Raw genomic sequence first — 11,994 nt, forward strand, 5'->3', positions numbered from 1 at the left:
TTCTTGAGGATGAGGGTGCAAACACGATGGAGTGCCTCCGTCGCTTCCGAAACAGGGAATCGGCTTGAGAGGATTTCTTACCTTCCATGCCTGTTGCGGTACATATCTGTTCTGTCGGCGGACCGTACTCTTTCCTGCCTTTGTTATACGCCGGATGTCAAAACGTAAAAAACCCGATTGTTGAGAGGATTGAAGATGAGAAAGATATCAGCATTGCTCATGATAATTTTATTCTGTGTCGGTGCTGCTTCTGCGAAGACTATCCTTATCATCAGTGACGGCGGGTACTGGCCGACAGGGGCACCGAACCCGTTATTTGACGGCGTCAGCCCCAAAACAAACTTTTACAACGACACCCAACTGGTGGAGTTTCTAATCAGTCTGGGCTATACAGTCGATACCAGCGGAATGGCAGGCCGCTATCGGGATTCCACCGGGTGGACAACGGATTCGGACAAGCTGGCAGCTCTTTCCAATGCCGACCTGATCATTGTGAGTCGTTTGACAGACAGCGGTCAGTACCATCAGAGCCGGAAAGTCTGGAATGAACTTCCTGTGCCGATTCTGTGCCAGAACGGGGCCCTGGCTCGCTCCCAATATGACCGATGGGGCTGGAGCAACGGCGGAAACGCTACTTCGCGAGATTTGAATATGCCGATTGTGATGGGCCATGAGCTGGTGGACGGCTTTGGTTCGTCCGTTGCACTCTTTACGGACATTCCGACCGGCAGGAATGTAACGAATCCCGCCGCCAGTGCACTTTGGGATGCCTATACCTCTGTGGTTGGAACCCAGGGCGGCAACCCGATGCTGGTTGATATTCCGGCAGGGACGGATTTTGATGTCCTTTGCGGGAAGACAAACTTTTTCGGGATTGCCGGCGCCCGCCGCGTTTATTTCGGCCACTGGGGCTACGATGCCGCCTCTACCTATCCCTGGGATATGAATCTGACGGCTGCCTACAAAAATCTTTTTGCGAGGGCCGTTGCTATTGCCATGAAGCCGGTCCAGGCGGTCAACAATTCCCCCGCACATCGTGCAACAAATGTTCCGGTGGACCTTGCCGCTGCGGAAAATGACCTGATTTTTACGATTCTGGATTCAAACGTTTCGGCCGTAGATGTTTATCTGGGGCCGGAGAATGAACCAAATCTGACGGCGAAGCCCCAGTACAGGATTGTTCAGAACCTGCCGGTAACGCCGGGGCAGAATACGGTCGATTTGGTCGGTGAACTGCCCCATAATCTTACATACGGAACAGATTATTACTGGAGAGTCCTTTGTTATGAGCCCAACGCCGTAACGGGCATTCCGATGCTGACGTCAAAGGGGCCTGTCTGGAAATTTTCGACGGCGGCGCAGGGGCCGGTCATTTCCTGCGTCTCTCCGGCAAAGATAGGCGTCTTCCCGGGCGAAAATGTCGTGTTCAGCGTAACCGGTGAGAATGTTGAAACCTATCAGTGGTACAAAGAAGGCAATCCGAATCCGCTGGTCAACGGGTCCAAGTACAGCGGGGTCAATACGGATACGCTGACGATTCTGAATGCACAGCCGGCTGACCGGGGCTTTTATTATTGTGTCGGGATGAAAACCGGATACACCAATGTTGTCAGTGTGCCTTCCGGAGAACTGGACTTTAAGGAATTGAAGCATCACTTCCCGTTTAACCTCAGTGATGTGGTTGACGGAAAAACCCGGGATGTTGTCGGCGGCGTCTGGGCGCAGCTGGTCGGCGGAGCCTCTATTGGAACCAATCCGTCCGATTCCATCGTCGGGAACTATCTGCGGCTGGAGAACCCCGGACCGACGGCCTCCGATACACAGTATGCGGAAATCCTCAGCAGCATTGCAGATTATCCGGAAATCACCATCAGCGCCTGGGTGCGTCAGGATACCCGCGACATCGGGTGTGTCTGGGATTTCGGTCAGTCGCAGGAACGATACTTTACCTTCACGATGGGCTACAAAGACGACCAGGCAAAAGTGGAATATCGGCATGCGGCCCAGCGGGAATATGTTGCGGTGTTTGACAGAACCTATGACTGGCAGTTTGTAACGATCACCGTGGACAGTACCGGAATGTCCAAGACCTATATCGATGGTCAGTTCAAGAGCTCTTACAATCTGCAGGCCAATCTGACGGCCATCAGCAAGCCTATCAATTACATCGGCCGGCGCATCTATCCGAATCTGCCGAAGTTTGACGGGCTGATTGATGAGCTGAAGGTGTACAACTACGTCCGTTCGACCGAACAGATTGCCCGGGATTACATGGAGGTTCGGACCAATGTTCCCTTTGTCTGCAACCAGGAAATCAGCGACCTGGGGCAGACTGATTACAACAGGGACTGCCGGACGGACCTGGCGGACTTGGCAATCTTTCTGTCCAGGTGGGTGGAAGACGACCGAATTTACAGACCCTAAGCGTAATCCTGCGAAAAGGACCGAGAGTGGATAGAAGAACATTCTTATCGAAAGGGTGACGGCATGAAAAATGTTTTGTATATACTGATTTGCCTGGGAGCGGCTTCGACGGGATGGGCGCTGTCCATCACCAATGGGGATTTTGAAGCGCAGTTCCGCCTGAGCAGAGCGGCGGATGTGGCCGGCTGGTATGACTTTGACAACAGCGGCAATTACAGTGCAGGTCCCTGGTATGAACGCAGCAGCTCGGCCGGCATCAATGCTACCGGATGTCTGTTTCTGCCCGGAGCGGCGGCGACCGGTACGGAGGACGGCGGACGCCGGGTCTATGTCTATCAGAGCATCGGCCTCTATGACGGCACGCCGTCTGTCGAACTGTCCCTGGATTGGGGTGCTGCCGGCGACCGTGACGGCGGTCTGATGGGGCTGACGGTGATGATTTTCGAATCCGACGGCACGTTCAAACCGGGCGAATGGTATGCCTTTCAGGATATTTACGGCGCGGCCGGTGTTCGGGAGATTACGCGCGCGACGGTTGTGCGAAATCTGGTTCCCGGTCAGTCGGTCAGGGCCGTTTTTACGCTGGATTTGTCCGCGGCCGTTGTCGGCCGGGAGCTGTTCCTTCGCCTTAATAACTACAATGCAGGCGTTGCCCCGTGGATCTGCATCGACAATATCACCCTGACGGTCAGCAAGATTGCCCGGCAGTCGCCGAAAAACAAAGCCCGTTTTATTCCGGTGGAACGCACCTCTGCCGCGAATGATTTGGTTTTCACAATTCTGGACCCGGCTGTGACTGCTGTGGATGTTTATTTCGGACCCGAGAAAGATCCGAATCTGTTCCAGAACCCGGCCTTTAAGATTGTCAGCAGCAAGCCCGTTTCAACCGGACTGTACAGCATCACGCTCGAAACCGAATGGCCTTCCAATCTTCTGAATGACACGGATTATTACTGGTGCGTCGTTCCGGTCAATACGGAGCCCAACGGGATTCAGCCGTGGACATTCCGAACCGTTATGACCGGTCCCTATCTCGATCCGGTTTCTCCGGCCAATCATACGGTGAACGCAGGGGCCGATGTAGTCTTTACCGTGCTCGGCGCCAACGTGGATGCGTATCAGTGGTACAAAGAAGGCGTCGGGGCATTGTCGAACGGAGCTGTTTATCAGGGAGTCAACACCAATACGCTGACCATCCGCGGCGTTCAGATTGAACAGGAAGGTGCCTATTATTGTATCGGCACGCAGACATCGACCGGCCAGACGGCCCAGAGCCTGTCCTCCGGTGAACTGATTATCAAACGGCTGAAACATTACTTTCCGTTTGAGCAGGCCGAAAACGGTCTGACAGCGGACGTTGTCGGGGATGTTCAGGCGCAGCTGATGGGAGGGGCCTCGGTGAGTGGGGCCGATGAAAACTCCATCGTCGGCGGCTATCTGGTCCTCAGCAATCCCGGCTCCGATGCGGAAGACACTCAGTACGTAAATATCCTGGATCCGGCTGTGTTTGACAATCGGCAGCTGACCGTCTCTGCCTGGTTCCGGATGAGCACGCTGGATCGGAAAGCCGGCGTCTGGGACTGCGGTTCGGACGACAACAACAACTGGTCGTTTTATCCCTATTATCAGCAGGACCAGTCAGCCTACGGCGGACTGGATGTGGCGCGCAGCGAGTTCCGGGTCGGCAGCAATCTTCGTACGCTGGACGGCGGCTATGAAATGAATGCGGACCAGTGGTACTTTGTGACGATGACCGTGGACCAGAACGGCACCGGAAAGCTGTATATCGACGGCAAATATCTGGGCGTCAATGACCTGTATCCGCCGCTGAATCTTCCCAAGACAGCCGCCTATATCGGTCGGCGCGTCACGACGACAACCCAGCCGATGTTTAACGGCTTTATCGACGAACTGAAGATTTACAACTATGTGCGGTCTTCGGCGGAAATCGCCCAAGACTATATGGCGGTTCGAACCGATGTGAATTCGATCTGCAATGAAGAAATCTATGATTTGGCCCCCTTCGACTACGACCGCAACTGCCGGGTCGATTTGGCGGATTTGGCTCAGATTGCCTTAAAGTGGCTCAAAGATTTTCGGATTTATGCCGACTGAATGCCTGGTGTGAAGTGTGCTGTGCAGGAGAATACCTGTTGTGAGGGCTCTCTTGGTTAGTAAACCGTAACTTGATTTGGAGGAAGAAAGATGAGGAAAAGAAATCTGATGCTCTTGATGGCAATGGCGGCGGCGATGGTTTTGGCCGCGCAGGCTCCGGCGGTCATTCGCATCACCACCAACATGCCCGGCGGGGCCGATGCGGAGCTGCGGGAAGAGGCGCCGGATACCAACCGAGGCTCCAGCAACGAGCTGGCCTCGCGGGTTTCCGGGACGGTGGAAAATCCGACGCAGAACAGTTTGATTTACCTGAAGTTCGGCGTAGCGGGCATTACCCCCTCTGATTTGCTGGGCAACATCATCGTGCAGACGACATACCGCAACAACAACATCACAGCCGGACGAATTCAGGACCCCCTCGGCGGCCCGAATACCGGCTGGGATTATTATGTGATGGACCCCTGGCTGACCGGCGCCGATTGGGATGAGGCCACCATTACACCGCGAAATGCACCGGGCTATTACTATGACGGCAACCTCTTTACCAAAGGATGCGGAACGCCCGAGGAACCGATGGACGGTCTGACCTATTTGGGCAGAAAACTCTATGACAGTGCTGAGCTGGTGGGTTCGCCCCTGCATCTGCCTGTCGGCGGACCATTCAATTTCGTCTGCGAACCCGGCAGCGCCCTTCACGATGCGGTTGCGGCGGCCCTCGAGACCGACCACAAGACCGTTACCATTGTGATGGCCATTGCTCACGATCAGAGCACGAACAATTCGCAATGGAAAGGATTTAACTATCTGTTTAATCCGAAAGAGATGACGACGCTGAACACAGATGCGGCCAGTCCGTGGAGCGGAATGTCCAACGCCAACGGCGAATTCTCTCCGGCGCTGATTTTTGTCCCGGAGCCGGCAACGATGGTCATCCTGCTGGCCGGCGGACTGCTGCTGCGTCGGCGGCAATAAACCTTATTACCCAGTCAGAAGAGCCTGGAGGCGTCTCTGAAAGGACGCCTCCAGGGCTCTGAGAAAATGTCACGGCTTCTTTTGCTGGGCGGCATCGGCTGTGCGGGATTTATCCGACGGTTTTTTGGAAAAAAACCGGGTTTTGAAAGAAAGGTTCCAATCGGTAAAGAAAAACAGATTTGCGCAGAATTGTCTTTTTTCAGGCGCAAAATTGCCTTGTGAGAAAATGTCGAATGTTCGACAATATTAAAGGAAGGGGTTTTCTCCCCTTTATGACCCTCAAACGGCTGAATGGAAGGGTACGCAAATGACCGAAAAAAAGGGATTTACACTTATCGAACTGCTCGTGGTCATCGCGATTGTCTCCCTGCTGCTGTCGATTGTCATCCCTGCGGTGAAAATGGCAAAACGCAAAGCCGGTGCCGCCGTATGCCTGACGAACGTTAAGAATTTTTCCTTGGCCTGGAATGCCTACCATGGGGAAAATAATGGAAGAATCATGAATTCCAATCCGAGCAACCCGGACGGCTGGGTTCTTCATCCGTTCCGTGAGAACGGCACGGCCTGTGATGGTTTTGCCGTGACGCCGCCGGTAACGGACGAGGACGAATGGCGCGGCATTGCCGCCGGTGTAATGTACCAGCAAATGGGTATTGAAGATTATGATGCATACCGTTGTCCTGTGGATAATCGAAAAAGCAAATACGACTTGACCCCTATCTTCCGCTCCTATGCCATGCCCGGCTGTCTTGGCAGTCAGATTCGGAAGATATCCGACATCAAGCAGCCTTCGAGACGATACAACTTTGTAGAAGAAGCCGAAGGCCGCAACTTCAACGTCGGCACGTGGGATTTTTATACCTCCGAAACCAATCCGGTGGGCGCATTTCCCTACTGGCGCGACCCCATTTCTGTGGCTCACGGCAACGGCAGTGTTCTGGGCTTCTGCGACGGCCATGCAGAAGTGCATCAGTGGGTGGACCGGCAGACGACCTATCGGCTCAAGTTCTATTTTGAGACGGCAGGAATTGACCATTACGGCTACGGCGGGAACAACTGTCTGAACGACCGGTTCCCGCGCGACCCGTCCCAGGTGACCGATACGGAATACATGGAGCAGGGCTGGGCGTATAAGAAAGGGTCCCGGTAATCCGTATTTCAAGGGACGGGCTGTCAATCAACGGTGGTCTCTTTGCCGCCCGTAAAATCGCCGTTGCAGTGTTTTCTGATTTCTTTTATTGCATTAGCTACTTGCTTAGTTCCCGATAATTGAATAATCTCTCTCTTACGATACGTTCAAATCAGGAGCGGACTGTGAACAAGCGGGATTTCTCCTCGAGCGTGTTTTGGGCCGTATGGATGACGTGTCTGTTTGTTGGTTGGGCAGCGGCTCAGGAAGCCGCCTCCTCTGCTGCACAAGTCAAGGAGCCCGTCGCAGGGATGATTCCTCCTCTTCCGCCGGACCTGCCGGAGGCCGTTCCGGCCTTTCCGGGGGCTTGGGGCGGCGGGATGTTTGCGACAGGCGGACGCGGCGGAAAAGTCCTGCTTGTTACCAATCTGGCCGACAGCGGCCCGGGCAGTCTGCGGGAGGCGATTGAGACGGAAGGCCCCCGCATTGTGGTCTTTCGTGTGGCGGGCATCATCCAGCTTCAATCCAACCTGGCCATCAATCACCCGCATATTACGATTGCCGGACAGACCGCACCGGGGGACGGAATCTGCCTTGCCGGGGCCTCGCTGGATATCAACACCTACAATGTGATTGTCCGTCATCTGCGGGTTCGACGGGGAATTACCACCGGCGGGCAGGGTTCGGACAACATCGGCGGAAATCCGCTTCATCATATTATTGTTGACCATTGTTCGACCAGCTGGGGGCGCGACGAAAATCTTTCGCTTTACCGCGCGATGGTCGAGCAGCCCGACCCGAAAAATCCCGGAAAGACCAAAATGGTCAAGACGTCCGTGAGGAATCTGACGATTCAATACTGCATCTCCAGCGAAGGGATGAAGCCGGGCCACGAATTCGGCGGCACCTGGGGCGGACAGGATTCGACGTTCCATCACAATCTGTTTGCGTGCAATACCGGACGCAATCCTTCCATCGGCATGGGCGGCGAGTTTGACTTCCGCAACAATGTCATTTTTAACTGGCGTCACCGGACGATGGACGGCGGCGATGAGACCTCGCTGATCAACGTGATCAACAACTACTATAAGCCGGGACCGGCGACGCTGGAGGATATGGTCAGCACGATTGTCCGCATTGAACAGCGGGATATGTACTCGCCCGGACGGCGGTTCCAGAACAGCCGCTGGTATCCTCCGGCCGGAAAACGGCCGGGCAAGTGGTATATAGCCGGCAACTTCATCGAAGGGCATCCGGATGTGACGGCGGACAACTGGAAGGGGGTCAAACTGATGGAAGGGCCGGGGACCCTCGAGATGGCCCGGGTCAATACGCCTTTTGAGGGATGGCCGGTCAATCAGCAGACGGCCCTTCAGGCGTATCAGGAGGTTCTGGCAAAGGCGGGGGCCACACGGCCGCGGCGCGACCCTGTCGATGCACGCGTGGTCGAGATGGTGCGAACCGGCAAGGTAAGTTTTGAGAATGGTATTATCAGCGACCCCCAGCAGGTCGGCGGATATCCGGACTATACATTCTCGCCTGACCAGGTGCCGGCGGATGCCGACAAAGACGGAATGCCGGATGACTGGGAAGTCAAGTATGGTTTGAATCCCAAAGATCCTTCAGATGCCTCCGTCGATTCGGACGGGGACGGCTATACCAACATTGAAGAGTATCTGAACGGCACCAATCCTCAGGAAAAAATCGACTACTTCAATCTGGACAACAACATAGACACAATCAGTTAGGGCTGTCGCATAATTTTCCTGTCAAGAGAGGTGGAGAAAAAAAGAAACCGCGGCGGCAAACCGCAGTTTCAGGAAAGTTTTGGGCTTTCGATGGAGTTAGAATTTTATCTTGAGAGCAGCGCCTAAGCCCCAGCCCTCCGGTGTGGCGGACAGTTCGAGATTGGTATCCCAATTTTTCATCAGTTCAAACTGCGCCCCGATATATCCGCCCCAGTTGTCTTCGGTCTTCAGCTCGCCGGATTCCTTAAGCAGACTTCCGCCGGTATAAGTGCCGTCGGTATAGTTCGAGGTTGTTGAACGGTTTTTGATATCGCCGTCCAGATAGTAGTAGAAGGGGCCGCCGTACAGCTTCCAGCCGCCCATATCGATTGTCGGACCGAAAGCAATCACCAAATCCCAGTATTCCACCATTGTTTCCAGTTTATTTACAATGGTTTCTCCGCCAAGGTCCGTGCTGCCGCTCGTGTCCGCCCGATTATCAATCCAGTTCCATTTGGCGGCCAGACCCCAGTCGATTTTATCCTGCTGAAAGAAGGTGAACTTTGTGCCCAGTCCCCAGGCATAATTCGTATCGAGATTGGAAATAGGCCGGCCGAAGGGGGCGTTCGAATCCATTTTAAGGTCGGCGGCTCCGATGGATGCGGAGATTTCCCACCAGGAATCAATTCCGTACCCGAAGGTGATGTAGTGCCGATGGATTTTTAATTCGTCGATTTTGAGGAAATATCCATCCCTGCTGCTGCTGACAATCTCCCTGTCGGCGTCCAAAGTGTATTGCGTTCCCGGAACTTCGGTTTTCTCCAGCTCCTGCTCTGAATAGGCGTATTCATAGCCGGCGCTCCATTGACCTTTGTCCAGTCCGGCCGTCGGTGTTCCGATAAAACCCGACGCCCAGACACAGCTTCCCAGTAGGCCCCAAATCAATCCTGCTGCAATCACTTTTTTCATTTTGTTCTCCTTTTCTCAATGTTGGTAAAATGTAAAGCACGCTGTGCAAACAATCTGTTTGAGGAAAATCCGCATCAATTCCGCCTTCATAAATGAAAATCATCTGTTAAGCAAGATAATTTTCGTGACAGCTTGCCCTCTGATTCACAGAGGCCGTTTTTCAGGCGGGTTCGGCGGACTTGCCGAATCGGCGGATGGTACGCTGGAGAAGGTCGCCGGCGGTCCGCAACAGGAACCGAAAGTCATCGGGTTCAAACAGAAGGCAGCGGAGGGAACGTTTGCTTTCGCGAAGATAGAAGAAAATCCACAAGGCCGCCGAAAGCCAGTAAGCCAGGGTACTGGCCAGGGCGGCGCCGATGATGCTCATGGACGGGATAAAGAGGAAATTCAGGACAAGATTGAGCAGGAACGTAGTGTAGCCGTTGATGACGGCGTATTTGGGTTTCTGCCGGGCGGCCAAATCGCCGGCAAGGATGTCGGCGGCACTGACAACGGCCACCCCGGCAATCAGGACAAGAAAAGGAGCAATCGAGCCCGCATACGGGCGGCCCAGCAGAAGGATGATGGCGGCGGCGCCGAGCAGACCGTACGGCACAATAGACAGCAGGCAGAACAGAAGCGTCAGCCGGAATGTTCGGGGCACCTCGGCCTGACGGTTCTGCAAATCAGAGGACAGATGCGGCAGAAAGGCCATCGAAACCGCGTTCGGCAGCAGACGCATCCGTTCCGCAATCGAGACGGAAATCATATACTGGCCGACCTGCTCCAGAGGAACCATAAAGCCGAGCATAATCTGGTCCTGATAGAGCACCAGAAAGGAGGCGATGTGGGACAAACTGACCTGAAGGCCGAAACGCAAAGATGTTTTCAGCAGTGAGCCGGTCTGGGGGAGCCAGCGGAAGTTCCAATAGGGGCGCAGATAGGCGGCGGCCAGCCCAATGCCCGGCAGGGTGCACAGGATAAACAGGACCATAGACCAGACGACGGTCAGGCGGCCCGCAAAAATCCATATCAGCAGGAGAACCAGCAGGGTGGCGGTTTGGACGAGCTGGACGCGGACGGACCGGCTGATTTGCCCGCAGCCGCGTACAAAAGTCATCAGATTCTGGGCGAGCATAAAGAAGGGAATATACACAAGACTCAGGGCAATCAGCATCGGAGTCATCTGGCCGAACTGGCCTTTGGGGAAAGGCAGGGCGAAGAAGAGGAATTCAACGAGGACGGCCAGCAAAGAGCCGGCCAGCGAAAGCAGAACCGTCAAGAGAAACAACTCGCGCCGGCGGTCCGGGTACAGACCGGGGAAGGCGGCACTGCTGACGTCCAGGCCGAAACTGAAGATTTTGGTCAGGACCAGAGGAAGCAGCTGGGCCAGACGGAGCAGACCGCGGTCTGCCGGGCCGAGGATGCGGGCTGTGAGCATGGCCGCCGCCACCATCAGCAGGGAAAACAGGATATTCCCGGCAAATTGCGTTTGAATGTTTTTTCCCAATGAAGCGGCCGTCATGGCTGAGAACATCCTTTTGGGGCTGTGAAGCGGTCAGAAAGTCTGCTCAAACTGCACAGCACGCAACCGTTATCCTTTTTTTCGCAGTTCGTTAATCGCCTTTGACAGCGGAGGACGAAGAACGCCTTTTTCCGTCACAATCGCGCTGATTCGCTCCGCATCCGTAACATCAAAAGCCGGATTATACCCGTCCACATCGGGCGGAGCAATCCGCAGGTTTTGGAAAGAGCAGACTTCATCCGGTGAACGGTGCTCGATGGGGATGAAAGACCCGGAAGGGATAGACAGGTCGAAGGTGCTGGTCGGGGCGGCGACATAGAAAGGAATCTGAAAATGGGCGGCCAGTATGCTCAGGCCCAGCGTGCCGATTTTATTGGCGGTGTCGCCGTTGGCGGCGATGCGGTCGGCTCCAACGAGCACGGCGCTGATTTTGCCGGCCTTCATCAGGGAGGCGGCCATATTGTCGCAAATCAGAGTCGGCCGGATTCCAAACTGACTCAGCTCCCAGGCGGTGAGCCGGGCCCCCTGCAGCAGCGGGCGGGTTTCATCCACATACACGCGAAATGGTTTGCCGTATCGGCGGGCAGTGTAGAGGATGCCCAGCGCGGTGCCGATTCCGGCGGTGGCCAAAGCGCCGGCGTTGCAGTGGGTCAGGACGCCGCCGCCGTCCGGAATGAGGGACCAACCGTGTTCTCCAATGGCCCGGCAGGTTTGAATGTCTTCCTGAAGGATGGTGCGGGCTACCAGAAGAAGGTGTCGGCGGAAGTCCTGGACATCGGATGTCGGGTTCTGTTCGGCAAAACGGAGGGCGGCTTTTTTCATCCGCTCCAAAGCCCAGAAAAGATTGACGGCGGTAGGACGGCTGGCGGCCAGCCGGGCGGCGGCATTTTCGAGGGCTGTCAGGGCCTGCGGAATCGAGGTGGGTTTGGCTTGGGAAACACCAATGCACAGGCCGAAGGCGGCGGCAATCCCGATGGCCGGTGCACCGCGAACAGCCAGAGTGCGAACGGCTTCTGTTACGTCTTCAACGGTCCGGCACGCAAGAAATCGAACTTCACCGGGCAGTTGCCGCTGGTCCAGCAGCACGACAGTCCCGTCAAGGCCGCCGTTCCATCGAATCGTATGAAAGGGGGGCTCAAACGGGTTCGCCATCG

Annotated in this window: 8 protein-coding genes; 5 read left to right on the forward strand and 3 right to left on the reverse strand. The window is 55.2% G+C overall.

Annotation, left to right across the window (positions count from 1 at the left end; translation table 11 throughout):
* Window positions 1-195: 195 nt before the first annotated feature.
* The 5 genes from WHS88_00595 to WHS88_00615 all read left to right on the forward strand — a co-directional run bounded on the left by WHS88_00595 (window position 196) and on the right by WHS88_00615 (window position 8,388).
* On the forward strand, window positions 196-2,424 hold the full coding sequence (locus WHS88_00595; GenBank protein MEJ5258670.1) for a LamG-like jellyroll fold domain-containing protein: 2,229 nt from the start codon (window positions 196-198) through the stop codon (window positions 2,422-2,424).
* Window positions 2,425-2,487: 63 nt separating this feature from the next.
* Window positions 2,488-4,539 carry a LamG-like jellyroll fold domain-containing protein gene (locus WHS88_00600; protein MEJ5258671.1) on the forward strand — a complete coding sequence of 684 codons (2,052 nt, stop codon included), beginning with the start codon at window positions 2,488-2,490 and terminating at the stop codon, window positions 4,537-4,539.
* A gap of 90 nt (window positions 4,540-4,629) precedes the next feature.
* Window positions 4,630-5,511 (forward strand): PEP-CTERM sorting domain-containing protein, encoded by an 882-nt coding sequence (locus WHS88_00605; protein MEJ5258672.1) that lies wholly within the window; start codon window positions 4,630-4,632, stop codon window positions 5,509-5,511.
* A gap of 307 nt (window positions 5,512-5,818) precedes the next feature.
* Entirely contained in the window at window positions 5,819-6,661 is an 843-nt protein-coding gene (locus WHS88_00610) for a prepilin-type N-terminal cleavage/methylation domain-containing protein (GenBank protein MEJ5258673.1), read from the forward strand.
* Between the two features lie 164 nt (window positions 6,662-6,825).
* Complete coding sequence (locus tag WHS88_00615) at window positions 6,826-8,388, forward strand: hypothetical protein (protein ID MEJ5258674.1); 1,563 nt, start codon at window positions 6,826-6,828, stop codon at window positions 8,386-8,388.
* A 96-nt stretch (window positions 8,389-8,484) separates the two neighbouring features.
* On the opposite strand, the gene WHS88_00620 is transcribed toward WHS88_00615, so the two are convergent.
* The 3 genes from WHS88_00620 to mtnA all read right to left on the reverse strand — a co-directional run bounded on the left by WHS88_00620 (window position 8,485) and on the right by mtnA (window position 11,992).
* Window positions 8,485-9,336 carry a hypothetical protein gene (locus tag WHS88_00620; protein ID MEJ5258675.1) on the reverse strand — a complete coding sequence of 284 codons (852 nt, stop codon included), beginning with the start codon at window positions 9,334-9,336 and terminating at the stop codon, window positions 8,485-8,487.
* A 160-nt stretch (window positions 9,337-9,496) separates the two neighbouring features.
* Window positions 9,497-10,840 (reverse strand): oligosaccharide flippase family protein, encoded by a 1,344-nt coding sequence (locus WHS88_00625; protein MEJ5258676.1) that lies wholly within the window; start codon window positions 10,838-10,840, stop codon window positions 9,497-9,499.
* 69 nt (window positions 10,841-10,909) lie between these two features.
* On the reverse strand, window positions 10,910-11,992 hold the full coding sequence (gene mtnA, locus WHS88_00630; GenBank protein MEJ5258677.1) for an S-methyl-5-thioribose-1-phosphate isomerase: 1,083 nt from the start codon (window positions 11,990-11,992) through the stop codon (window positions 10,910-10,912).
* Between the last annotated feature and the right edge of the window lie 2 nt (window positions 11,993-11,994).

The organism is Anaerohalosphaeraceae bacterium (assembly GCA_037479115.1).
Classification (GTDB): domain Bacteria; phylum Planctomycetota; class Phycisphaerae; order Sedimentisphaerales; family Anaerohalosphaeraceae; genus JAHDQI01.

Excerpts from the sequence above, each read along its gene's own strand:
- WHS88_00595 (MEJ5258670.1), top strand. The coding sequence starts at position 196 with ATGAGAAAGATATCAGCATTGCTCATGATAATTTTATTCTGTGTCGGT.
- WHS88_00600 (MEJ5258671.1), top strand. The coding sequence starts at position 2,488 with ATGAAAAATGTTTTGTATATACTGATTTGCCTGGGAGCGGCTTCGACG.
- WHS88_00605 (MEJ5258672.1), top strand. The coding sequence starts at position 4,630 with ATGAGGAAAAGAAATCTGATGCTCTTGATGGCAATGGCGGCGGCGATG.
- WHS88_00610 (MEJ5258673.1), top strand. The coding sequence starts at position 5,819 with ATGACCGAAAAAAAGGGATTTACACTTATCGAACTGCTCGTGGTCATC.
- WHS88_00620 (MEJ5258675.1), bottom strand. The coding sequence starts at position 9,336 with ATGAAAAAAGTGATTGCAGCAGGATTGATTTGGGGCCTACTGGGAAGC.
- WHS88_00625 (MEJ5258676.1), bottom strand. The coding sequence starts at position 10,840 with ATGACGGCCGCTTCATTGGGAAAAAACATTCAAACGCAATTTGCCGGG.
- mtnA (MEJ5258677.1), bottom strand. The coding sequence starts at position 11,992 with ATGGCGAACCCGTTTGAGCCCCCCTTTCATACGATTCGATGGAACGGC.